Here is a 23,021-nt window from a genome sequence, read left to right on the forward strand (position 1 = left end):
ATGCGCCAACTTCAAGGAGGGCAATAGTTATTCGTGGATCACAATGCTCCATAAAACGATACGAGCGAATTACCGCATTAAAGATGCCAATTCGCTCTTCAGCACTTTGGAAGCATACCGAACTGCTGCGTTTTCAGTAATATGCCCATCGTCGCGAAAAATCTGAACTCCATCAAGATAAATCGAGCAAATGCCCCTCTTATCGCAGAATTCTTGCCTTAAATTTATATACTTTGTGTTGGTCTGACTGGCGGAAGTTATCATTCGCCCAATCGCATCAAGTGATGACTGATCTGTTGCCACTTCTCTGATTGTCTTTACGCATGAAGATAGGGGGGAGGGTCTATACCATGTTTTCTGACAAAGTAACGGATCTCCAAGCGCAGGAACATCATCTAAAAGAATAAAATATGCTCCTTGCGACACAATGCGCTCAGCAAGAGATGCAACAGCATTTCCCAACCCAGGAGAATTCTTCTTCCCTGCTCCATCCCTCCAGTCCATGCTCAATACGACCATATCTTTAGGGCGTATATCATTGGAAACGAAGGTATCAATATTGGCAATGTAGTCATTGCAATTAAAGTTCTTGATTCGTGATATATGTGCTGCGGTAGATCTAGGTAGATATGCACACCCCCATCCCACTGTATAAGTTCTAACCGCGGCGTCTGGAAATGCGTTCGTTAGACCTGGGGCATATGCACTTGCGTGAGAATCTCCTATAACATAAATTCTGCTCTTGAACCCATCGCTTTTGTCAATTCCAAGGCACTTGCTCAAATCTGATTCTCTTATCAAGTCGCTTTTATGGCACCCCTTGGTCTTCTTGATACCTGCTGCTTGCCCCCATTTCTGCCAACTATCAGAATCTTTTAAAATCAATGATCTATAAACTTTTCCATTGTCAAGCCGCTTTTCAATTAGTCGCACTTGGGGGTTCGCAAATTGGAAAACATTTGCCGACTTGTGGTTTAGGAGGAAAATAATAGACGCATTCACGCTCGTTGTCAAAAGTGCTGCTCCTATTGCCGTTTGGATGCTTTGGATATGCCTTGTTTTGCGCAATGGACTCTCAATATACTTGTGAGATAGATATGCTATAAAAAACATGGCGGGAACTTGCAAAAAGACAGACCACCAATGAATGCCCAAAGTCCAACGACTTATTGAAAGCACTGACCAGTGCCATAGATATAGCGAATAAGAGATCAGACCCACATAAACGACCTTTTCAAGGGTGAAAAAGTGATATGTCATAGTTCCTTTTTTGAGGCAGGCAATCAGCACTGCTGAAAGCAGCACAATTGATATGGTTGCAGGAACTGCTGCGCCAATGGGCAGGAACATCACCCCCACCATTGCCAGCATTACTAGAAGAGGTGGAACCTGCTCTAATGCTTGCTCAACCCTTGCCCTCCTCTGAAAACCAATAAAAATTAGACATCCTGCTGCCATCTCCCAAAACCGAGGTGGCATCAGGAAGTAGGCAGCAGGTTGATTGATCTGATACAGGTAAATGAAACTGATTAGTGAAGCAATCGTCAGCGATCCAACTAATAGAAATAGATTTCGTGCTCCTTTGTCCTTCTGCCGCCCGAACCCTGAGAACCAGATCAGGAATGGGAACAGTAGGTAAAACTGCTCTTCCACCCCAAGTGACCAAGTGTTCGTGAAGGGGTTCAGTTCCGTTGATTGGGCGAAGTAGTCGGTTGATTGATTGAGTAGATAGAGATTTGACAAACCAACGAGCGAGGTGCCACCTGTTATCAGGGCAAGCGTGGGATCAGGATTGAAAAGGCATATCAAAACACTGGTGATCAGGACGAAGACCACCAGTGCAGGCACCAGGCGCTTGATCCGTCGCACATAAAACCCAGTAAGGAAATCCAGGAAGTTCTTGGACTCCCTGCCCGCCAGCGACGAAGTGATCACATATCCCGAAATCACGAAGAAAATATCAACGCCCAAATATCCGCTGGGCAGCAGGTTCTTGTTGAAGTGATTGATGATGACAGCAACCACCGCAAATGCCCTCAGACCATCAATCTCGGGGCGGTATTTGCTCTTGTTTGGTGAAGTTTTATTGGTAATGGATGGTGCTGATACTGTCGCCATCTGCTTTTAGGGGGGGCATAACTATATCGCATATCGCCACCCTTCGCCGCGGCATCTCCTGTTCGGTTCTGTCCCTCATCCGCCACGGGGGGGGGATGGAGGGTGCTGCTCTATCGCCGACTCGGTGCTCTCAGCGTTCCTTCAGGGGGAAATGGTGCCCTGGTGTCCCGTGATCCAGGTGATTGCCCTGCGGGTGCTGAGGCGCCGCAACAAGGGTGGGAGGGGCGTCCAGTACCAGGCGTGGTCTGGGTGGCATCCGCAGCGTCCAGGAGGCGCTGTGGGCGTCGTGGAGATGCTGCGTGGTGCCCTTGAGCACCTCGGTGTGGATTGGGCGCAATGAGTTGAGCGACAGGCGCTGGGAAGGTGAATCCTGGGAACCTTTTCCAAGACCAGAGGCGCACCCCTTGTCACCTTCCGCTCACCTTCCGCCTGAGAGGGGACTGGATCGCCAGGTCGCAACAACCGAGGACTCCAGATATGGTGCCTCGACGCCTACTCCTGTTCGTCAGGGCACCAGATAAGGCGCCTCTGTGGTTTCAAAATTCAGAGGCGGCACCCAGATTCGAACTGGGGGTAAAGGATTTGCAATCCTCTGCCTTACCACTTGGCCATGCCGCCGGGTGGGAGCAAACTCCCAGGGCGGATCGTATCAGTCACGGGATGCCCGGCCGTTTGCTGGTGCTGAGCAACGGCCATGGGGAAGACCTCATCGCTCTGCGGGTGCTTCAGGCCCTTCATGGCCGCCGGCCCGAGTTGGAGATTGCGGTGATGCCCTTGGTGGGCGAGGGCGGAGCCTTCGCCGCCGCCGAGGCGGCCGGGGTGCTGCGCCGGGTGGGCCCGCGCCGCCACCTCCCCAGTGGTGGTTTCAGCAATCAGAGCCTGCGGGGCCTGCTGGCTGATCTCTGGGCTGGCGTGCTGACCCTGAGCTGGCGCCAATGGCGCTTGGTGCGCCGCTGGGGGCGCCGCGGTGATCCGGTGCTGGCCGTGGGGGATCTGTTGCCGCTGCTGCTCGCCTGGGGCAGCGGCGCTCCCTATGGCTTCATCGGCACGCCCAAGAGCGATTACACCTGGGCCAGCGGTCCGGGTTCGGCGGGGCTGGCGGCTCTTTATCACCGCTGCAAGGGCAGCGAGTGGGATCCCTGGGAATGGGCCTTGATGGCGGTGCGCCGCTGCCGCCTGGTGGCCATGCGCGATCGCCTCACCGCTCGCGGCCTGCGGCGGCACGGGGTGCAGGCGCTGGCGCCCGGCAACCCGATGATGGACGGCTTGCGGGCTGAAGTTCTCCCCGAGGAGCTGAGCAGTTGCCGGCGTCTGTTGTTGTTGGGGGGCAGCCGCATGCCCGAGGCCTTGGGCAATCTGCGCCGGTTGCTGGAAGCCTTGGCGCTGCTTCAGGAGCAGGATCCCCTGTTGGTGCTGGCTCCCTGCGGCTCCAGGCCGGCCCCCGAGGAATGGGCGCCGCTGCTGGGCGGCCTGGGGTTTGAGCCGGCGGCTGCGCCACCGTCATTGCGGGCGGCGGCGGCTTGGCGGCGGGGCCCTGTGCTGCTGGCGGTGGGGCCCGGGCGATTTGCGGCCTGGGCCGGCTGCGCAGAGATCGGCTTGGCAGCCGCCGGTACGGCCACCGAACAATTGGTAGGGCTGGGCGTGCCGGCTCTGTCGCTGCCGGGGCCCGGCCCCCAGTTCAAGCTGGGGTTTGCCCAGCGCCAGAGCCGCCTGCTCGGGGGCTCGGTGGAGGTGTGCCGCACGGCGGAGGCGTTGGCCATGCGCCTGGCGCTGTTGCTGCACGATCCACCGCAGCGGGATGCCCTGGGCCGGATCGGCAGGCGCCGGATGGGCGCAGCCGGCGGCAGTGAAGCGCTGGCACGGCTGCTGGAGCAGCGCCTGCTCGAGCCGGCTGCAGGCCAGGCGGGATGATGGCGCTAGGCCTTCTGCAGCTCGCATGGCAGCCCCCCAGGACAAGGACTACGTGATGGCCTGCGGAAAGCTGGCCAGCGCTTTGAGCATCAGCATTGCCGCCGCCCGCCGCAAGGTGGATCTGGTGGCCGCCCGTGAGGAAGTGCGCGACAACGCTGGCCGCCTGCTCATCGCCCAACGGCTGTTGGTGGAGAGCGAGGGCGTGAGCCAGGAATCCAGGCAGTTGCTCGACGTGCTCCTCGAAGCGGTGAAGGAAGAAGAGAACTACCTGGGCGACGACTGAGCCTTGGCTCAGCTGCGGTGCTCGAAAATCGCCCCGAAGCGGCCGCGATCGAGCTCGGCAATCACCGGGATGCACTGGAAGCTGCGCTGCGCCAGATCCAGGCGCTCTTCGCGCTCGAGCATTTGGGTCAGCCGTTCCCGGGCGGGCAGCAAGTAGCGCACGTCGTTGGCGGCATAGGCCAGTTGTGTCTCGCTGAGTTCTTCCACGCGGCCCCAGTCGCTGCTCTGGGCGCCCTTGTCGAGCTCCACCCCGCAGAGCTCGCTCACCAGCTCTTTGAGGCCATGGCGGTTGGTATAAGTGCGCGCCAGGCGGCTGGCCACCTTGGTGCAAAACAGTGGATTCACGGCGATGCCGAGGCCCTCGCCCAGGGCTGCCACATCGAAGCGGGCGAAGTGGAACACCTTCACGATGCCCGAGTGCTCCATCAGCTGCTTGAGCAGTGGGGCTTCGCTCTGGCCCCGCAGGATGCGGATGCAGCACACGTTGTCCTGATCGTCGCTGATCTGCACCAGGCAGAGGCGATCACGGCCATGCACGAGGCCCATGGCTTCGGTGTCCACCGCCAGGGCGCTGGAGCGGCCGAGCAGCTCATGCCATTCCGGCGTGAGATCGCCATCGAGCACGGCGAAGCGGGCCGGGTTAGAGCCGGCGGCCGGTGCAACGGGACCGCTGGATTGGGGGCTGGTCAAGGTGGAGGCAGGAGCTTGGGCCATCGTCGCGGACCGCCGGCCATGCACCGGCAAAACCCAAGATCATCTTTCGCTCTTGAAAATCGAAATGAGACTGCGCTAGCAGATGGGTGTGCCGCCGGGCCTTTGTGATGCGATCCCCCCGCCCCTCGGGGCCCTCGGGTCTTGGAGCGATCCGAGCCTTTTTTGAGCAGCCCCCCATTCAGCATCTGGGGCTGGAGTTGGCTGTCTGCTGGATCCTCGAGTGCTTGCTTGAGCGCGACAGCTACCCCACCGCGCTGATGCACGACCTCAGCGATGCGCATCCCAAGTTGAGGCTGTCGGAAACGGTGCTGCAGCAGTCGATCCACTTTCTCGATCACGAGGGGGCGATCAGCAGCTACAGCCAGCGCTGCCCCAGCCGAGGCCGGCCGCGGCGCATGCTGCACCTGTTGGATGAGCACCGCGATGCGGCCCAGGAGCTGATGACGCCATGGCGGCACTGGCTTGAGGAGAATGAAGCCCATCTGCACGGCGGCGCGCATGCCCCCAGCTCTGGGTTCCACCCTGCTGCTCACCCTGCTCCTGGCTGTCGGCCTGGTGTTCTTCCTGCGGGCCGCCAGTAAAGACCGCACCACCGTGGTGGAGGTGCGCTCCTCCCGGCCGCCCCTCGAAGTGCTGCCCGTGATGGCCGACTGGCTCAAGCAGCGCGGTTGGCTGGAGCAGGAGAGCAACCCGGAGCGGCGCCTGCTGCGCTTCCGCGGCGAGGTGCAGGCCAGTGGCGGCCTGGCGGTGCTGCTCTCGCTGCTGGGGGGTGTGGGGGCCGGTTGCCTGGGGCTGGTGCTGCGCCAACTGATTCCGCCGTTGCACTGGTGGCCGCTGCTGCTGATCGGTCTGGGACCCCTCGCCGGGGTGCTGTATCGCCGCCGCGCCGCCCGCGCCGAAGTGGTGGAGCTGCGCCTGATCAGCCATGACCAGGCCACCGGCAGCGCCCTGCGCCTGCGTGCCCACCGTGATGAGCTGATTGCGCTGGAGCAGGAATTGGGGCCGCAGCTGGGTCTGTTCAGCGATGGGAATCTGCTGAGCTCCCCGATCTGAGCCAGAGTGATCAGTTGACATCGACGCCGTCACGCATGGCCTGCCCGACTGGCCTTCGCCGCAGTGTGTTGTTGGTGGGATTGCTGCTGGCCACCCTGGGGCTGGCGGCGGCGGCCGAGGCACCCGCACCCCGCACAGGTGGCCGTGATCCGCTCACCGGCGTGCGCAGCCGTTTGCAGCGCGATTGGGTGGGGCGGCGCCAGCTGGGGCGCGAGGTGGAGATCCTGGTGATGGCTGGCCACGCTGATTCCCAGGGCATCGCCGGTGCGGGCACGTCCGGGGCGGCCGTGGATCTGGCCGGGGCCCGGCCGATGCAGCCCGGCATCCGCGACGAGCTCTACTGGAACCTCGAAGTGGCGCGGCGTGTGGTGGCGTTGGGCCAGCAGCGCGGCCTTGCGATCCGCTTCTATGAGCCGCCCGTACGCACGATCCACAACGGCAACGACCCCCGCACCAACTGGAGCGTGGGCAAGGTCCATGCCGCCGCCGGTGGCTATGCCCTCGAGATCCACTTCGATGCCTACGGCCCCGATGGGGTGGGCTCCGGCGTGATCCCGGCGTTGCATCGCCCCCACAGCAGCATCGATGAGAGCCTGGCCCAGGCGTTCGGCGGCTATCCGCGCCACTTCCGCGGCGGCTTGGGCGGGCCCCGCCGGGGCATCACCTTGCTGGAGATCGGCAAGTTGGAGGCCCCACTGGAAACGGCGCTGCGCAATCCAGCCAGCCGCGAGCAGGCTCTTGCCACCATCACCATGCGGGTGGTGAATGCCCTGGAGCTGGGGGTCGGCGAGCGGCCGCAGCCCCTCGCCGTGTCGCCTCAGCCGTCAGTTCACAGCGCCGTGGGGCTGGCAGCGGGCGATCAGTGAGTCGTCGCCCAGCCAGTTCTGGGGCTTGGTGAAGAGATCGGTGAGCAGCGCCTCGCGGCTGCCGGCCTCGGGCTGGTAGCCGTATTCCCAGCGCACCAGCGGCGGCAGCGACATCAGGATGGATTCGGTGCGGCCATTGGTCTGCAGGCCGAAGATCGTGCCCCGATCGAACACCAGGTTGAACTCCACATAGCGGCCGCGGCGATACAGCTGGAATTGCCGTTCCCGTTCGCCGTAGGGGGTGTGCTGGCGCTTCTCGGCGATGGGCGCATAACTGGGCAGGAACGCGTTGCCGCAGGCGCTGGCCAGGGCGAACAGCTGCTCCCAGCTCTGGGGTTGGGCGCCCACCCGCTGGCCGGCAGCGGCGGCGGGCCCGGCGGGGTTCTGGCCCTTGTAGAGCACGCCGCGGGGGTCTTGATAGTCGTAGAAGATGCCGCCTACACCGCGGGTTTCATCGCGGTGCTTCAGATAGAAGTATTCGTCGCACCACGGTTTGAACACCTCATAAAAAGAGGGGTTCACGCTGTCGCAGGCGCCCTTGAGGGTGCTGTGGAAGTGCTTGGCGTCTTCTAAGAAGGGGTAATAAGGAGTGAGGTCGGCGCCGCCGCCGAACCACCACACCGGGCCTGCTTCGAAATAGCGGTAGTTGAGATGAACGGTGGGGATGTAGGGGTTGCGGGGGTGCAGCACCATCGAGGTGCCGGTGGCAAACCAGCGATGGCCCTTGGCCTCCGGGCGTTGACTCAGGATCGAGGGAGGTAGTTCGCTGCCCTCCACCTCCGAGAAGTTCACGCCGCCCTGCTCGAACACGCGGCCGCCCTTCATCACCCGCGAGCGACCGCCGCCGCCCTCGGGCCTCACCCAGCTTTCTTCGGCAAAGCGGCCGGTGCCATCGAGTTGCTCCAGCCCGGCGCAGATCGAATCCTGCAGGCCCATCAGCAGCGCCTTGGCCCGCTGACGTGAATCGGCCGGTGGGGCCTCCAGTGCCGGGGCGGGGGCGCTGCCCAGCTTGGCTTTGGCTCGCGACAGCAGGCCCTTCAACATCAGTGCAACCCCTGCGGGGCTCCGGCAAACCGCCTCACCTTTTCAGCTCACCCGGCCGGCGCACAAGCTTTCGAGAGGCTTCGTGATCACGATCGCAGGATGCGGTTCGCGTGGCGTGGCTGGCCGCTGGTGCTTCCGGCAACCGCTTCTAGGATCCGGGTCCTTTCCTCCAGCCCGATGGCCAGCGCAGATCAGGCCTTAGCCCAGGCCCTCGCCGCCCTCGAGTCCCTCACCGACGCCGGCAGCGGCCGCAGCCTGTTGGAGCTGGAGTGGATTCAGCAGGTGCGCGTGCAGACCAACCGGGTGGTGTTCCGCCTGGCCCTGCCGGGGTATGCCAATGCCCAGCGTGAGCGCATTGCCGCCGACGCCCGCGGTGCCCTGCTGCAGTTGGGCGGTATTGAGGATGTGCAGATCGAGCTGGCACCGCCCCCGGCGCCGGCGGCTGCCCCCCATCAGCAGGCTCCGATCGGTGCCGCGGGCCATGGCGGCGGCGGGCCTGAGCGCCAGCCCATCCCCGGGGTGAAGCAAGTGATTGCCGTGAGCAGCGGCAAAGGTGGCGTGGGCAAGAGCACCGTGGCCGTCAACCTGGCCTGTGCCCTGGCGGCCTCTGGCCTCAAGGTGGGATTGCTCGATGCCGATATCTATGGCCCCAACGCCCCCACGATGTTGGGGGTGGCGGATCAGACGCCCCAGGTGCAGGGCAGCGGCAACGCCCAGATCCTTACGCCCCTGGAGAGCTGTGGCATCGCCATGGTGTCGATGGGGCTGTTGATTGATGCCCATCAGCCGGTGATCTGGCGTGGGCCGATGCTCAACGGCATCATTCGCCAGTTCCTCTATCAGGTGGAGTGGGGTGAGCGCGACGTGCTCGTGGTGGATCTGCCACCGGGTACTGGCGATGCCCAGCTCAGCCTGGCCCAGGCGGTGCCCATGGCAGGCGTGATCATCGTCACCACGCCGCAGATGGTGTCGCTGCAGGATGCGCGCCGCGGCCTGGCGATGTTCCAGCAGCTGGGGGTGCCGGTGCTGGGGGTGGTGGAAAACATGACCGCCTTCATTCCGCCCGACGCGCCAGAGAAGCGCTACGAGCTGTTCGGTGCCGGTGGCGGCGCCCAATTGGCGCAAGAGAGCGAGGTGCCCCTTCTGGCCCAACTGCCGATGGAGCTGGCGGTGGTGCAGGGGGGAGATGGCGGCCGCCCGGCGGTGCTGAGTGCCCCGGAATCGCTCACGGCTCAGGCCTTCCGTGATCTGGCAGCACGCCTGCTGCCCTTGGCGGCCGCCGCATGACCCTGCTGGGGTTCTGGGGCCGGCGCCGCAGCGCCCTCTTCGCCGCCGGTGGTGGGCGCCGGCGCCGCTGGGTGGATCGCGTCGACAAGCTGCTGTGGTGGATCCCCCTGGCGATGATCTTCGTGTCGGGGATCCTGATCGCCAGCACCCAGCGCCAGGCGGATTACGCCGATTGGTACCAGCACTGGGTCACCGCAGCGGTGGGGTTGGCTATCGCGCTGGGCCTGGCGCGCGTGCCCGTGGAGAGCATCACCCGCTGGCCCTGGGTGATCTATGGCGTCACCGTGGCCAGCTTGATTGCGGTGCGGGTGGTGGGGGTGAGTGCCCTCGGCGCCCAGAGCTGGATCAATATCGCTGGCTTCAATGTGCAGCCCTCAGAGTTCGCCAAGATCGGCGCCATCCTGCTGCTGGCTCGGGTGCTCTCGCGCCATCCGGTGGAGCGCCCGGTGGATCTGGTGCGCCCGGTGGCGATCATCAGCTTTCCCTGGCTGCTGGTGCTGGTGCAGCCCGATCTGGGCACCTCGCTGGTGTTTGGTGCGGTGCTGCTGGTGATGATGTTCTGGTCGGGGATGCCGGGCAGCTGGGTGGTGCTGTTCCTCTCGCCGGTGATCACGGCGATCGTGGCGGGGGTGTTCCCCTGGTTGCTGCTGGCCTGGATTCCGGCGATGGGGCTTGTGGCCTGGAAGAGCCTGCCCTGGAAGCGGGTGGGGCTCTCGCTGGTGCTGGCGGTGCAAGGGGTGTTTGCGGTGGCCACTCCCTGGCTGTGGAACAACTTCCTGCAGCCCCACCAACGCGATCGCCTCACCCTGTTCCTTGATCCCAATAAGGATCCCCTTGGCGGTGGCTATCACCTGCTGCAGAGCACCGTGGGCATCGGCTCTGGTGGTGTGTTCGGCACCGGGCTGTTGCAGGGGCATCTCACGCTGCTGCGGTTCATCCCGGAGCAGCACACCGATTTCATCTTCAGCGCCCTAGGCGAGGAGCTGGGGTTTGTGGGCTCGGTGCTGGCGGTGCTCGGGTTTGTGTTTTGGATCTGGCGTTTGCTGCAGATCGCCGGCAAAGCCCGCAGCGATGTGGAGTCGCTGGTGGTGGTGGGCGTTGGCGCGATGGTGATGTTTCAAGTGGTGGTGAACATCAACATGACCATTGGCCTGGGCCCGATCACCGGCATTCCCCTGCCCTGGTTGAGCTACGGCCGCTCGGCGATGTTGGTGAACTTCATTGCCCTTGGCCTGTGCGCATCGGTGGCCCGCCGCGGCGGCCAGGGGCTGCCCCGCTGGTGAGCGTTTCAGAGCCCGTGAGCCTTGCGCGGCTGCGGGAGCGGCTGGCGGAGGGGGTGCCGCCCGGCTGCAGTGACGACGACAGCGTGCGCCGCCAGTGGTGGGCGGCGCTGGCCACCCTTCAGTCGGATTTTTTGCTGCCCCTGGGGGCGCAGCAAGGGGTGTGGCTCGCCTCACCGCTGCCTGCTCTGCATGAGCCGGCTCTGCTGCAGCAGCTGCAGGGTTGGGTGTGGGCGCCGGCAGAGCTTGGGGATTTGCTGCAGGCGGGTTCACCGCTGTTGCCGCCGGGGGTGAGCCAGGCACCGGCACGGTCGGTTGGTGGGTTCCAGCGCCAGCCGCTGCTCGAGAGCGATGGCACCGATCCGCTGCTACTCGTGCTCACCCCGCGCCTGCAGGTGGCCATGGCACTCCTGGGCGACAGCGGCCAGCGCCGACTGGTGGTGCGCTTTGACCCGCCCACGCTCTCGGCGGCCCTGAGTTTGCTGGATGAGCGGTTGCAGCACAGCGATCCTGAGCAGGGGCAGCGGCTGCGCCAGGCGATTCAGGGCCTGGGGCCCTTGCAGAGCGATGAGCATCTGGCCCAGCGTTTCTGGCCGCGGCTGGCGGAGCGGCTGGCGGCCATGGCCCCGAGCCTCACCCTGCAGCCCCTGGTGCACCGCAGCAGCGCCGCCGATGCCGGCGCCACCACGGGCCCCAGCAGCGAGCTGGCGCTACTGGAAGCCCTCACCCATGAGGTGCGCACCCCGCTGGCCACGATCCGCACCCTGATTCGGTCGTTGCTGCGCCGCAGCGACCTACCGGCTCTGGTGCGCCAGCGCCTGCAGCAGATCGATGGGGAATGCAGTGAACAGATCGATCGGTTCGGTTTGATTTTTCTGGCGGCCGAGCTGCAGCGCCAGCCGGGCAGCGCTGAACCGCCCCAGGCGCTCGCACGCACCGATCTGGCCCGGTTGCTGGAGCAGCTGGAGCCGGTTTGGCGCCAGCAGCTGCTGCGCCGCAGCCTCGCGATTGAGTTGCGCTGCAGCCCGGAGTTGCCGCCGGTGCTCAGCGATCCGGCTCGGCTCGAAACCGTGCTCGGCGGTCTGGTGGATCGCTTCAGCCGTGGCTTGCCCTCAGGGGCGGTGGTGCGCCTGAGCCTGCAGCCCGCCGGTGCCCGCCTGAAGCTGCGCTTCAGCGCCAGTGAAGCGGCGTTGGTGGAGTCCGGCGAGGCGGCGGCGGCAGAGCGGGTGGGGCCGGTTTTGAGCTGGAATCCGGGCACCGGCAGCCTGCAGCTCAGCCGTCAGGCCACCCAGCGGCTGTTCCACAGCCTGGGGGGGCGGCTGGCGGAGCGAGCCGGCAACGATCTCACCGTGTTTTTCCCGGTGGCACAGGCCTGAAGCCCGCGGTTTGTTGACGGGTGTGAAGACCCCGCTGCCACAGGCTGTTGGCCCCAAAACACGGTGCTAGCTTCCGGTCGAAACGGTCTGCGGTCCGCCGACTCCCCTCTCCGGAACAGCCATGGCATTGAGCGGTCAACTCCCGAAGTACATCGGCAGCACGGGCGGTCTGCTCAACGCCGCTGAAACCGAAGAGAAGTACGCCATCACCTGGACCAGCAGCAAGGTTCAGGCGTTCGAGCTCCCCACCGGTGGTGCTGCTCACATGAACGAGGGCGAAAACATCATGTATTTCGCGCGCAAGGAGCAGTGCCTGGCCCTGGGTACCCAGCTGCGCACCAAGTTCAAGCCTCGCATCGAGGACTACAAGATCTATCGGATCTTCCCCGGCGGTGATACCGAGTTCCTGCACCCCAAAGATGGCGTGTTCCCCGAGAAGGTGAACGAGGGTCGTCTGATGGTGGGTCATAACGCCCGTCGCATCGGTCAGAACGGCAACCCCGCCAGCATCAAGTTCACCGGCAAGAACACCTTCGATTCCTGAGGCTGGATCGGCCCAGCCCGGGGTCTGCGGCGGGGCGATCAACCTCTATAAAGGCGGGGCCAGGCGCCCCGTTTTTTTTGCCTGCACGCCCTGTGATGCCTTCTCCCGACCGCGCCACTGTTCTGGCCCAGGCTGAAGCGGGCAACAGCTACATCCCGATCTGGCGCACCTGGCCGGCGGATCTGGAAACGCCGCTGACCACTTGGCTGAAGGTGGGGGCTGGCGGTGAACACGGCGTGCTGCTCGAGTCGGTGGAGGGCGGTGAGCACATCGGCCGCTGGAGCTTCGTGGTGAGCGATCCGCTCTGGACGCTCACCGTGCGCGCTGATCAGGCGGAGCAGTGCTGGCGCGATGGTCGTCGCCAACACCTCCAGGGCAATCCCTTTGATCTGCTGCGCGATGCCCTGCAGCCGTACACCCCTTCCTCGATTCCAGGCCTGCCGCCGGTGGGCCAGCTGTTCGGCTTCTGGGGCTATGAGCTGATCCGCTGGATCGAGCCCAGCGTGCCGGTGCATCCCACCGACCCTGACGGCCCTCCGGATGGCTGCTGGATGCTGGCGGACAGCCTGCTGGTGTTCGACCAGGTGAAGCGGCAGATCACGGCCGTGGCTTATGTGGATTGCAGCGCGGGCGCTGATCCGGCCGTCGCTTATGACGCGGCGATTGGCCGTTTAGATGGCCTGGAGCAGCGCATGCATGCGCCGCTGCCGCCGGGTCTCACGCCCCTGGATTGGCGTGAATCGCCCACGGCGGAACTGCCCACGCGCAGCAACCGCACCCGGGAGGACTTTGAGGCGGCCGTGCTCACCGCCAAGGACCACATCGCGGCTGGGGATGTGTTCCAGCTGGTGATCAGCCAGCGGCTGGAAACAGAGGTGCAGCGTGAGCCCTTTGAGCTGTATCGCAGCCTGCGGATGGTGAACCCATCCCCTTACATGGCGTTCTTTAACTTCGGCGGCTGGCACCTGATCGGCTCCAGCCCTGAGGTGATGGTGAAGGCTGAGCCCATGGCCGATGGCAGTGGCCGGGTGAAGGCCTCCCTGCGGCCGATTGCCGGCACCCGCCCCCGCGGCGTGGATGAGGCGGAGGATCAGGCCCTCGAAGCGGATCTGCTGGCCGATCCCAAGGAGCGAGCTGAGCACGTGATGCTGGTGGATCTGGGCCGCAACGACCTGGGCCGCGTCTGCCAGCCCGGCAGCGTGAGCGTGAGTGAGCTGATGGTGATTGAGCGCTACTCCCACGTGATGCACATCGTGAGTGAAGTGGAAGGTCTCCTCGATCCCTCGCGCGATGTGTGGGATCTGCTGATGGCCTCCTTCCCTGCGGGCACCGTGAGCGGCGCCCCCAAGATCCGCGCCATGCAGCTGATCAACGCCCTCGAACCCGATGCACGCGGGCCCTACTCCGGTGTGTACGGCGCCATGGATCTCAGTGGTGCCCTCAACACCGCCATCACCATCCGCACGATGGTGGTGCTGCCGGCCGAGAACGGGGGCTGGCGGGTGCAGGTGCAGGCCGGTGCTGGGCTGGTGGCCGATTCAGTGCCGGCTTCAGAGTTTCAGGAAACCCTCAACAAGGCCCGCGGCATGCTCAAAGCTCTGGCCTGCCTGGCATGAGCCATCCCCTGTTGCTCAAGGGCTTCGAGGTGGAGCTCTACACCGGCCGCGCCGACGGCACGGTGGTGGGTTGTTCAGCGGAGGCGGCTGCGGCCCTCGATGGGTTCGTGACCGAACCCGACTGCCGCAACCTCGAATACACCACCCCCCCGGCTGCCAGCTACGCCACCCAGCTGGAGCTGCTGCTGGAGCCGCGCCTGCGCCTGCGCCGCTGGCTGGCGGATCGCCAGCTCACGATGTTGCCCGGCAGCACCCTGAGCACCGGCGATAGCCATCGCTTCGAGCGATCCAATCCCAACAACCCTTATCACGCCTACATCGAGGCCACCTACGGCACCCGGGTGGTGACTGCCAGCGTGCACATCAATCTTGGCCTCACCGAGATGGAGGCCCTGTTTGCGGCCTGCCGTTTGGTGCGCTGCGAAGCGGCGCTGCTGCTCGCCCTGAGTGCCAGTTCACCGTTTCTCGATGGTCAGGCCACCGGTGCCCACTCCCAGCGCTGGCTGCAGTTTCCGATTACCCCGCAGCAGGTGCCGCTGTTTGCAAGTCACCAGCACTACGTGAGCTGGGTGGAGGAGCAGTTGCAGCTGGGCACCATGCAAAACGTGCGCCATCTGTGGACCTCCGTGCGGCCCAACGGCGACAACCGCCCCCACGATCTCAATCGGCTTGAGATCCGCATCTGTGATCTGATCGCCGATCCGCTGCTGCTGCTGGCGATCACGGCGTTCGCTGAGCTGCGCATCCATCAGCTGCTCCGCGATCCGGCGGCTCACGACCCCCAGCAGGCCAGCAGCCTCAGCCTCGAGCAGCTGGCCGAGCTCGCCGATGCCAACGATCGGGCCGCTGCCCGCAGCAGCCTTGATGCGGAGCTGCGCCACTGGCGCAGCGGCGAACCGCTGCTGGCCCGCCACTGGCTGGCGGCTGAGCTTGAGGCCATGGCCCCCCTGGCCCAGCAGCTGGAGCTGGAGGGCTGGTTGGCGCCGTTGCAGCGCGTGTTGCAGGAGGGCAATCAGGCACAGCAATGGATCGCGGCCCATGGCGCCGGTGCTGATGTGGCGACCTTGATCGCGGCTGGTGCGGCGGAAATGGCCCAGCGCGAAAGCGAGCTCACGGCCGTGCTTGCAACAGACGGCGTGGCCACTTTGGGATGATCATGGCCAACGTCTCTGCCTCGCACAGTTCCATGGGGCTCACCCTCACCGCCAACGAAGCCTCTGCTGTCGCGGTTGAGCCCAGGGTCACGCGTCTGCTTGATGAGCGCCTCGAGCTGGTGGAAGACCTCTGGCAGACGGTGCTGCGCAGTGAATGTCCGTCGCAGCAGGCGGAGCGGTTGCTCCGCATGAAGGAGCTGAGTTGCGCGGTTGATGGTGTGCCCGGCGATGCGTCCAACTCGGAGGCGGTGGCGCGCTCCACTGCGGAAATCATCGAACTGATCCGCGATATGGATCTGGCGGAGGCGATCGCCGCTGCCCGGGCCTTCTCGCTCTATTTCCAGCTGGTCAACATCCTCGAACAGCACATCGAGGAAGACAGCTACCTGGCCAGCCTGCGGGCCCATCACCCTGAGGATCTCAACGATCCCTTCGTGCCGCCCCTGGCCAGCCAGAGCGAGCCGGCCACATTCCGCGAGTTGTTCACCCGCCTGCGGGCCCTCGGCGTTCCGCCTGCCCAGATCGAGCAGCTGCTGGTGGAGCTCGACATCCGCCTGGTGTTCACCGCTCACCCCACCGAGATCGTGCGCCACACGGTGCGCCATAAACAGCGCCGCGTCGCTGCCCTGATCCAGCAGCTGCAGCAGAGCCAGCCCACCAACCTCAACGACCATCAGAACCTGCGCCTGCAGCTCGAGGAGGAGATCCGGCTGTGGTGGCGCACCGATGAACTGCACCAGTTCAAGCCTTCGGTGCTGGATGAAGTGGATTACGCCCTCCACTACTTCCAACAAGTGCTGTTTGGCGCCATGCCGCAGTTGCGGCAGCGCATCCGCAATGCCCTCACCGCCACCTACCCCGATGTGGCGCCCCCCAGTGACGCCTTCTGCACCTTCGGCTCCTGGGTGGGTTCCGACCGCGATGGCAATCCGTCGGTCACCCCCGACATCACCTGGCGCACCGCTTGCTATCAGCGCCAGCTGATGCTCGAGCGCTACGTGGCGGCCGTGGGCGATCTGCGGGATCAGCTCAGCATCTCGATGCAGTGGAGCCAGGTGAGCGCGCCGCTGCTCGAATCGCTGGAGATGGACCGGCTGCGTTTCCCCGAGATTTACGAGGAGCGCGCCGCCCGTTACCGGCTCGAGCCCTACCGCCTCAAGCTCAGCTATGTGCTCGAGCGGTTGCGGCTCACCCATCAGCGCAATCAGCAGCTCGCCAGTGCCGGTTGGGAAGCCCCCGGTGAAACCCGTCCGCCCTTGCCGGAATTCGGCCAGGGCGTGCTCGCGGCCGCACCGACGCCGGAGCTGCACTACGCCACGGTGACCGAATTCCGTACGGATCTGGAGCTGATCAACGACAGCCTTCAGGGCACGGGCCTCAGCTGTGAGCCCCTCGAGAACCTGATCGCACAGGTGCACACCTTTGCCTTCTGCCTGGCCAGCCTTGATATCCGCCAGGAGAGCACCCGCCACAGCGATGCTCTCGATGAGCTGACCCGCTACCTGCAGCTGCCGGTGCCCTACGGCGAGATGGAGGAGGCTCAGCGGGTGGAGTGGCTGCTCACCGAGCTGCAGACCCGCCGCCCCCTGATCCCGCCTGCGGTGGAGTGGAGCCCGGCCACGGCTGAAACCTTCGACGTGCTGCGGGTGGTGCATCGCCTGCAGCAGGAATTCGGCAGCCGCATCTGCCGCACCTATGTGATCTCGATGAGCCACACGGTGTCGGATCTGCTGGAGGTGCTGCTGCTGGCCAAGGAGGCCGGCCTGGTGGATCCGATGGCGCAGCGCTCCGATCTGCTGGTGGTGCCTTTGTTTGAAACGGTGGAAGACCTCAAAGCCGCCCCGGCGGTGATGGAGCGGCTGTTCAGCGAGCCCTTCTACCGGCAGCTGATCGCCAGCACCAGCCCCACCGGCAAGCCCCTGCAGGAGTTGATGCTCGGCTATTCCGACAGCAACAAGGACTCCGGCTTCCTCTCCAGCAACTGGGAGATTCACCAGGCCCAGATCGCCCTGCAGCAGCTGGCCACCCGCCACAGCGTGGCGCTGCGCATCTTCCACGGCCGCGGCGGGTCGGTGGGTCGCGGCGGTGGCCCTGCTTATCAGGCGATCCTGGCCCAGCCGAGCGGCACCCTCAACGGCCGCATCAAGATCACCGAGCAGGGTGAAGTGCTCGCCTCGAAATACTCCCTGCCCGAGCTGGCGCTTTACAACCTCGAAACCGTGTCTACCGCGGTGATCCAGAACAGCCTGATCACCAGCCATGTGGATGACACCCCTGACTGGAACGAGCTGATGGCTCGCCTGGCGGCCTCCTCCCGCAGCCACTACCGCGCCCTGGTGCACGACAACCCGGATCTGGTGGCCTTCTTCCAGCAGGTCACCCCGATCGAGGAGATCAGCAAGTTGCAGATCTCCAGCCGTCCGGCCCGCCGCAAGAGCGGCGCCAAAGACCTCTCCAGCCTGCGGGCGATCCCCTGGGTGTTCGGCTGGACCCAAAGCCGCTTCCTGCTGCCCAGTTGGTTTGGTGTGGGCGCGGCTCTGCAGGAGGAGCTGGATGGCGATCCTGGGCAGCTGGAGCTGTTCCAGCAGCTTTATCAGCGCTGGCCCTTCTTCCGGATGCTGATTTCCAAGGTGGAGATGACCCTCTCCAAGGTGGATCTGGATCTGGCCCATCACTACGTGCGCTCCCTGGGGCGGCCCGAGCTGCGGGAAGCCTTTGAGCAGATCTTTGGGGTGATCGCCAAGGAATTTGCCCTCACCCGCGATCTGGTGCTGGCGATCACGGGCCATCAGCGCCTGCTGGATGGCGATCCGGCCCTGCAGCTCTCGGTGGAGCTGCGCAATCGCACGATCATTCCCCTGGGCTACCTGCAGGTGGCCCTGCTGCGTCGTCTGCGGGATCAGAACCGCCAGCCCCCCATGAGCGAAGCCGCCGCCAGCGACGACGGCCGCACCTACAGCCGCAGCGAGCTGCTGCGCGGAGCCCTGCTCACCATCAATGGCATTGCCGCTGGCATGCGCAACACCGGCTGAGGACGCGCGGTGCTCGACTCCCTGTTGATTCCCTTCCGGTCGCAGCCCCAGGCTCCGGCGCTGCCGCCGGGCTACAGCCTCAGCAGTGAGTCGCCGCCCCTCGCGGAGGAGCTCAATGCCCTGCTCGTGGCTTGCGGGGATCCCAGCCGTCCGCTGCCCCGGGTGGAGGCAGCGCTGCAGCGCAGCACCTGGCAGCTGAGTGTGCGTAATGCCTCCGGTGCACTGGTGGGCTTTGTGCGGGTCACCAGCGACCTGGCCCTCAATGCCAACCTCTGGGACCTCAGCGCCCATCCCGCTGATGCCCAGCAGGAGCAGCTGATGATCGTGCTGGTGCACAGCGCCCTGAGCCGGCTGCGGCGGGAGCTGCCGGGTTGCAGCATCTCGGTGGCGGCGACGCCCATGGCTCAGGAGGCCCTCAAGCGCCATGGCTTTGTGGTGGATCCCGGTGGCATCCGCGCCATGGGCCTCAGCCTCTGAACAGGCACAAAAAAACCCTGCCGAAGCAGGGCTGGAGGGTGAGTGGGCTACTCCGAACCTCACGAGCATGGAGGGACTCGAACCCCCGACACTCAGAACCGGAATCTGATGCTCTATCCAACTGAGCTACATGCCCTCGCGGGAGCAGCACCTCACGGGCTTTACCTTAGCCGTCAGAGCGCCCCAGACCCATTCGGCTGCATCGCCTGGAGCTGCGCCAGTTCCGCAACTACAGCGGCCTGAGCCTCGCCTTTGAGGCGCCGCGGTTGCTGGTGATCGGCCGCAACGGCGAGGGCAAATCCAATCTGCTGGAGGCGGTGGAGCTGTTGGGCAGCCTGCGCTCCCACCGCTGCAGCAGCGATCGCGATCTGATCCGCCAGGGGGAGCGCCAGGCGTTGATCAGCGCCAGCTGTGAAGGGGGCGATCTGCTGGAGCTGGAGCTGCGTCTTCAGGGGGGGCGCCAGGCGCGGCGCAACGGCAAGGTGCTCGAGCGTCAGCATGAGTTGATCGGGCCGCTGCGCTGCGTGGGGTTCAGCGCCCTCGATCTGGAGCTGGTGCGCGGTGAGCCGGCCCTGCGGCGCCAGTGGCTGGATCGGGTGGTGCTGCAGCTCGAGCCGGTGTATGCCGAGCTGCTCAGCCGCTATGGCCGCTTGCTGCGGCAACGCTCGCAACTGTTGCGGCGCGGTTTGGGGGCGGGGATGCAACCCGAGCTGCTGGAGGCGTTTGACCAGCAGATGGCCCTGATCGGCACCCGCCTGCATCGCCGCCGCCTGCGGGCGTTGCGGCGCCTGCAGCCGCTGGCGGCCGCCTGGCAGGAGCGCCTCAGTGGTGGCCGCGAGCAGCTGCAGCTGCGTTACCGGCCTGGCAGTCAGCTGGAGGGGGAGGAGGCAGAGGGGCCTTGGCGCGATGCGCTGCTGGAGCAGCTGCGGCAGCAGCGGCCCGAGGAGCTGCGGCTTGGCCAGTGCAGCGTGGGCCCCCATCGCGATGAGGTGGCGCTGGAGCTGGGGGATCAGCCGGCCCGCCGCTATGGATCAGCGGGGCAGCAGCGCACCTTGGTGTTGGCCTTGAAGCTGGCGGAGCTGGAGCTGGTGCATCAGCTTTGGGGTGAACCGCCACTGCTGCTCCTCGACGACGTGCTCGCGGAGCTAGATCCAGGCCGCCAGCAGCTGTTGTTGGAAGCTGTGGGGGAGGGCCACCAGTGCCTGGTGAGTGCCACGCATCTGGGGGCCTTCAGCGGCGGCTGGCATCAGCGTTCGCAGGTGGTGACCGTTGAGGCCGGATCGCTGCGGCCCGGCCAGTAAGGTGATTTGCTGTTTTGCCTGGATCTGATGACCCAAGCGGCCTGCCTCCACCCCAACCCGGGATGGACCGGAGCTGAGACCTTCTCCGCGAGCCCCCAAGCACCCAGTGCCACCGAAATGGTGGGTAAACACTGCATTCTCGAGCTGTACAACTGCGATCCCGCCAAGCTCGACGACGAGGCTTTCCTCAGGAACGCCATCACCACCGCTGCGAAGCGTGCTGGCGCCACTCTCCTGAACCTGATCACCCACCGGTTTGACCCCCAGGGTGTGACGGGGCTGGCTCTATTGGCCGAATCCCATATTTCGATCCACACCTGGCCTGAATCGGGCTATGCCGCTGTGGACGTGTTCACCTGCGGTGACCACACCATGCCCGAACGCGCCTGCATCGTGCTCAGTGAAGAGCTCGACGCCGGAAACTACAAGCTCAAGAGCTTCCGCCGCGAAACCCCCGGTTCCGTGGCTGGTGCTGAGCGCGAACCGGCTCTGGCTGCTGCCTGAAGCTTCCATAGCCCCCTGAAGCCCCTTCTTCGGAAGGGGCTTTTTGATTGGCATGGACTGCACAAGTTGGCTGTAATGCCGCCAACTTGTGCGATGACCCATGCACGATTTCACCTTTGCGATCGAGGTGCTGCTCCTGGGAGCAGGGGCTCTGGGGGCGATCAGCCTGCTCGCCCAGCGCCGCTCCGTTGCAGCGCCGCCAGCCAACAGCGTGGTTGCCCATCCACCTCAGCCTCGGCGTGCGCAATTGGAGGGCTGCACCGTGGCGGAACTGCAGCAGATGGCTCGCCGTCAGGGCCTCAGCCGCATCAGCCGCCTGCGCAAGGCTGAGTTGATCGATCAGCTGATCAACGCGGCAGCTCAGCCGTCGGTCTGAGCAGGCGGGTTGCAGCGGCTGGAAACACCAGCACGGTGAGCATCGCGCCTGCCACCAGCAGGGTGGATTGGGTTGAGGTCAGCACCTGGCGCTGCAGCGCAAGCATGGCAATGGCCACCACCAGCGGCAGCTGCGTGCCGCAGTCGAGGGCGAGGGCTAGGCGCGCCCGCTGCGGCAGCCAAGGGCGATCCAGCCACCACATCGGCCCGCCGCGCACCAGCAGCATCAGCGCCGCCACCACCGGGATCCAGGCGATGGAGAGGGGATCCCGTGCCAGGACGCTGAAATCGAGGAGCATCCCGGATTGGATGAAAAAGAGTGGGATCAGAAAGCCACTCCCCAGGCCATCCAGGCGATCGGCCAGGGCTTGTTGATGGGATGTGTTGGTGCCGAAGCGCAGCAGCACGCCGGTCACCAGCGCCCCCAGCACGAGGTTGATCTGCACCAGGTTGCTGATCACCACCATCAACACCAGCAGCCCCATCACCAGGCGGATCGGCAGCTGGGCCGAATCGTGCATGGTGCGCTCCACAAAGCCTTCCCAGCGGTGTCGGTGGCGGATCACCAGCCAGAGCAACAGGGCGCACAGCCCGCTGAAGCCCAGGATCGCCAGCCCCTGATCCGCGATGCGATCAGCCCGGGCCACCACCAGGCTGAGCAGCAGTGTGGGCATCACTTCGCCGAATCCCGCCGCCACCACCAGGGTTTGGCCGTATCCATCCGGTAGCGAGCCGCGGTCGCGCAGCAGGGGCTGCACCACGCCAAGGGCTGTGGTGCTCAGCGCCAGGGCGATCCATGGCCAGGCTCCGGCCGGGAACGCTCCTGCGATCACCAGCCCCGCCGCTGCCACAACGGCGAAACCCGCAGAAGCCAGCCAGCCGTTCCAGGCCAGCTTCAGGGCCCGGCCGCGCACCATCTCCGGCTCCACTTCAAAGCCGGCCCGCAGGAACAGCACCGCCATCCCCAGCGTGGAGATCAAGGTGATCACCGGACCATTGCTGTTGAGGTTGAAGCCATGGGGGCCGATGGCGATGCCGAGCAGCAATTCCAGCACCGGTGCCGGAATGGCCAGCCAGGGCAGCAGGGATGGCAGCCAGGCCGCCAGCGCCACAGCCACAAACAGCGTGGCGATCTGCATCTCGTGGCCTTGCATCTCAGGGCTGCGGCAGAGCGCGGTTGAGTTTGCCGCTCACCAGACCCTCGAGATCCAGGCTCACGGCGGTGAAGCCCAGCTCGAGGAAGGCCGTCACCAGCGCTGGTCGGAGCTGCGTGTCGAGCAAGGCCGGTAGCTGATCGGGTGGTAGTTCGATGCGGGCGGCCTCCCCTTGGCTGCGCACCCGCAGCTCTGCAAAGCCCCGCTGCCGCAGCCAGGCTTCAGCGCGGGCCACCCGTTGCAGGCGCTCGGCGCTGATCACCTCGCCGTAGGGAAAGCGAGAGGCCAGGCAGGGCTGCGCCGGCTTATCCCACCAGGGGAAGCCCAGGGCCCTGGAGATGGCGCGCACCCCGGCTTTGCTGATGCCGAGCTCCGCCAGGGGGGAGATCACGCCGCGTTCCTGGGCCGCGCGGATGCCGGGGCGGTGATCGCCCAGATCGTCGTGGTTAACCCCATCGAGCACCACGGCGGCCTCGAATCCTGCAGCGGCGGCGGCATCGCGCATCTCGGCCAGGAGGGTGTGGAGCTCTCGTTTACAGGCGTAGCAACGATCGGCCGGATTGCTGCTGTAGGCCGGATCGTTCAGTTCTGAGGTGGCGATTTCGCGGTGCTCGATGCCCATCCACTGCGCCTGCAGTTGGGCCTCTTCGCGCAGGTGTGGTGCCAGCGCCGGTGACACCCCCGTGATCGCTAGGGCTTGTGCACCCAGCTGTTCCGCGGCGATCGCTGCCACCAGGGCACTGTCGACCCCGCCGGAGTAGGCCACCAAGGCCGCCGGCTGGCGGGCGATGCTGGCGCGCAGGTCCGCCAGGGCCTGCTGCCAAGCGGGCTCGAGCCCGTCCACGGTGGGGTGCTGTGCCGGCATCAGCGCTGCAAACCGCTGGCGATGGCTCCCTAGAAGCCCTCGTTAGAGTCCGACGGTAAGTGGCTTGG

Annotated in this window: 21 protein-coding genes and 2 tRNA genes; 16 read left to right on the plus strand and 7 right to left on the minus strand. The window is 65.1% G+C overall.

The annotated features are described in order from the left end of the window. Positions 1 to 69: 69 nt before the first annotated feature. Positions 70 to 2,118: an acyltransferase family protein gene (locus CB0101_RS10480; RefSeq protein WP_010311756.1), complete on the minus strand. Its 2,049-nt coding sequence runs from the start codon at positions 2,116 to 2,118 to the stop codon at positions 70 to 72. 547 nt (positions 2,119 to 2,665) lie between these two features. Next, a tRNA-Cys gene (locus tag CB0101_RS10485) sits at positions 2,666 to 2,736 on the minus strand. Positions 2,737 to 2,778: 42 nt separating this feature from the next. On the opposite strand from CB0101_RS10485, the gene CB0101_RS10490 reads away from it, so the two are divergent. Both CB0101_RS10490 and CB0101_RS10495 read left to right on the plus strand, forming a co-directional pair. Next, the gene (locus CB0101_RS10490) at positions 2,779 to 4,029 is read left to right on the plus strand and encodes a lipid-A-disaccharide synthase-related protein (RefSeq protein WP_010311752.1); all 1,251 of its coding nucleotides are present in this window, start codon (positions 2,779 to 2,781) and stop codon (positions 4,027 to 4,029) included. A gap of 25 nt (positions 4,030 to 4,054) precedes the next feature. Then, on the plus strand, positions 4,055 to 4,312 hold the full coding sequence (locus tag CB0101_RS10495) for a hypothetical protein (protein WP_010311750.1): 258 nt from the start codon (positions 4,055 to 4,057) through the stop codon (positions 4,310 to 4,312). An 8-nt stretch (positions 4,313 to 4,320) separates the two neighbouring features. Here CB0101_RS10495 and CB0101_RS10500 read toward each other — a convergent pair whose 3' ends face one another. Further along, entirely contained in the window at positions 4,321 to 5,025 is a 705-nt protein-coding gene (locus CB0101_RS10500) for a ribonuclease D (RefSeq protein ID WP_010311748.1), read from the minus strand. A gap of 107 nt (positions 5,026 to 5,132) precedes the next feature. Here CB0101_RS10500 and CB0101_RS10505 point away from each other — a divergent pair, with 107 nt between their 5' ends. Genes CB0101_RS10505 through CB0101_RS10515 form a run of 3 tightly spaced genes read left to right on the plus strand, consistent with a single transcriptional unit; the run spans position 5,133 to position 6,944 of the window. Next, positions 5,133 to 5,606: a PadR family transcriptional regulator gene (locus tag CB0101_RS10505; RefSeq protein ID WP_043718174.1), complete on the plus strand. Its 474-nt coding sequence runs from the start codon at positions 5,133 to 5,135 to the stop codon at positions 5,604 to 5,606. Next, entirely contained in the window at positions 5,524 to 6,078 is a 555-nt protein-coding gene (locus CB0101_RS10510; protein ID WP_010311743.1) for a cofactor assembly of complex C subunit B, read from the plus strand. The genes CB0101_RS10505 and CB0101_RS10510 overlap by 83 nt, the downstream gene beginning before the upstream one ends. 35 nt (positions 6,079 to 6,113) lie before the next feature. Further along, positions 6,114 to 6,944 carry a hypothetical protein gene (locus CB0101_RS10515; protein WP_010311739.1) on the plus strand — a complete coding sequence of 277 codons (831 nt, stop codon included), beginning with the start codon at positions 6,114 to 6,116 and terminating at the stop codon, positions 6,942 to 6,944. On the opposite strand, the gene hemF is transcribed toward CB0101_RS10515, so the two are convergent. Next, positions 6,903 to 7,988, minus strand: coding sequence for an oxygen-dependent coproporphyrinogen oxidase (gene hemF / locus CB0101_RS10520; protein WP_010311736.1), 1,086 nt, complete (start codon positions 7,986 to 7,988; stop codon positions 6,903 to 6,905). The genes CB0101_RS10515 and hemF overlap by 42 nt on opposite strands. Positions 7,989 to 8,165: 177 nt before the next feature. On the opposite strand from hemF, the gene CB0101_RS10525 reads away from it, so the two are divergent. The 8 genes from CB0101_RS10525 to CB0101_RS10560 all read left to right on the plus strand — a co-directional run bounded on the left by CB0101_RS10525 (position 8,166) and on the right by CB0101_RS10560 (position 18,754). Continuing rightward, entirely contained in the window at positions 8,166 to 9,275 is a 1,110-nt protein-coding gene (locus CB0101_RS10525) for an Mrp/NBP35 family ATP-binding protein (protein ID WP_010311734.1), read from the plus strand. Beyond that, complete coding sequence (gene rodA, locus CB0101_RS10530) at positions 9,272 to 10,558, plus strand: rod shape-determining protein RodA (RefSeq protein ID WP_010311732.1); 1,287 nt, start codon at positions 9,272 to 9,274, stop codon at positions 10,556 to 10,558. The genes CB0101_RS10525 and rodA overlap by 4 nt, the downstream gene beginning before the upstream one ends. Next, positions 10,555 to 11,931, plus strand: coding sequence for a sensor histidine kinase (locus CB0101_RS10535; RefSeq protein ID WP_246833747.1), 1,377 nt, complete (start codon positions 10,555 to 10,557; stop codon positions 11,929 to 11,931). The genes rodA and CB0101_RS10535 overlap by 4 nt, the downstream gene beginning before the upstream one ends. A 121-nt stretch (positions 11,932 to 12,052) precedes the next feature. Beyond that, positions 12,053 to 12,475 (plus strand): photosystem I reaction center subunit II PsaD, encoded by a 423-nt coding sequence (locus CB0101_RS10540; RefSeq protein WP_010311728.1) that lies wholly within the window; start codon positions 12,053 to 12,055, stop codon positions 12,473 to 12,475. Between the two features lie 95 nt (positions 12,476 to 12,570). Next, positions 12,571 to 14,091 (plus strand): anthranilate synthase component I family protein, encoded by a 1,521-nt coding sequence (locus CB0101_RS10545; protein ID WP_010311725.1) that lies wholly within the window; start codon positions 12,571 to 12,573, stop codon positions 14,089 to 14,091. Beyond that, positions 14,088 to 15,245 (plus strand): glutamate--cysteine ligase, encoded by a 1,158-nt coding sequence (gene gshA, locus CB0101_RS10550; RefSeq protein WP_010311723.1) that lies wholly within the window; start codon positions 14,088 to 14,090, stop codon positions 15,243 to 15,245. The genes CB0101_RS10545 and gshA overlap by 4 nt, the downstream gene beginning before the upstream one ends. Next, positions 15,242 to 18,277, plus strand: a complete 3,036-nt coding sequence (gene ppc / locus CB0101_RS10555) for a phosphoenolpyruvate carboxylase (RefSeq protein ID WP_010311721.1) — start codon at positions 15,242 to 15,244, stop codon at positions 18,275 to 18,277. The genes gshA and ppc overlap by 4 nt, the downstream gene beginning before the upstream one ends. Positions 18,278 to 18,286: 9 nt before the next feature. Further along, positions 18,287 to 18,754, plus strand: a complete 468-nt coding sequence (locus CB0101_RS10560) for a hypothetical protein (RefSeq protein ID WP_010311719.1) — start codon at positions 18,287 to 18,289, stop codon at positions 18,752 to 18,754. Positions 18,755 to 18,816: 62 nt separating this feature from the next. Here the strand turns inward: CB0101_RS10560 and CB0101_RS10565 are convergent. Then, positions 18,817 to 18,890 (minus strand) — tRNA-Arg (locus CB0101_RS10565). A 76-nt stretch (positions 18,891 to 18,966) separates the two neighbouring features. Here CB0101_RS10565 and recF point away from each other — a divergent pair. From recF to CB0101_RS10580, 3 genes are all read left to right on the plus strand, one after another. Further along, a complete protein-coding gene (gene recF / locus CB0101_RS10570; protein ID WP_246833877.1) occupies positions 18,967 to 20,055 on the plus strand; it encodes a DNA replication/repair protein RecF in 1,089 nt (362 codons plus the stop codon). Positions 20,056 to 20,082: 27 nt separating this feature from the next. Then, positions 20,083 to 20,559, plus strand: coding sequence for an adenosylmethionine decarboxylase (gene speD, locus CB0101_RS10575; protein WP_029553147.1), 477 nt, complete (start codon positions 20,083 to 20,085; stop codon positions 20,557 to 20,559). 100 nt (positions 20,560 to 20,659) lie between these two features. Further along, entirely contained in the window at positions 20,660 to 20,935 is a 276-nt protein-coding gene (locus CB0101_RS10580) for a Rho termination factor N-terminal domain-containing protein (RefSeq protein ID WP_010311712.1), read from the plus strand. On the opposite strand, the gene CB0101_RS10585 is transcribed toward CB0101_RS10580, so the two are convergent. After that, positions 20,907 to 22,088, minus strand: a complete 1,182-nt coding sequence (locus CB0101_RS10585) for a cation:proton antiporter (protein WP_010311710.1) — start codon at positions 22,086 to 22,088, stop codon at positions 20,907 to 20,909. The genes CB0101_RS10580 and CB0101_RS10585 overlap by 29 nt on opposite strands. Position 22,089: 1 nt before the next feature. Then, positions 22,090 to 22,953, minus strand: a complete 864-nt coding sequence (larE, locus tag CB0101_RS10590) for an ATP-dependent sacrificial sulfur transferase LarE (RefSeq protein WP_010311709.1) — start codon at positions 22,951 to 22,953, stop codon at positions 22,090 to 22,092. Between the last annotated feature and the right edge of the window lie 68 nt (positions 22,954 to 23,021).

The sequence above is a fragment of the Synechococcus sp. CB0101 genome (assembly GCF_000179235.2).
In the GTDB taxonomy this organism is placed as follows: domain Bacteria; phylum Cyanobacteriota; class Cyanobacteriia; order PCC-6307; family Cyanobiaceae; genus Vulcanococcus.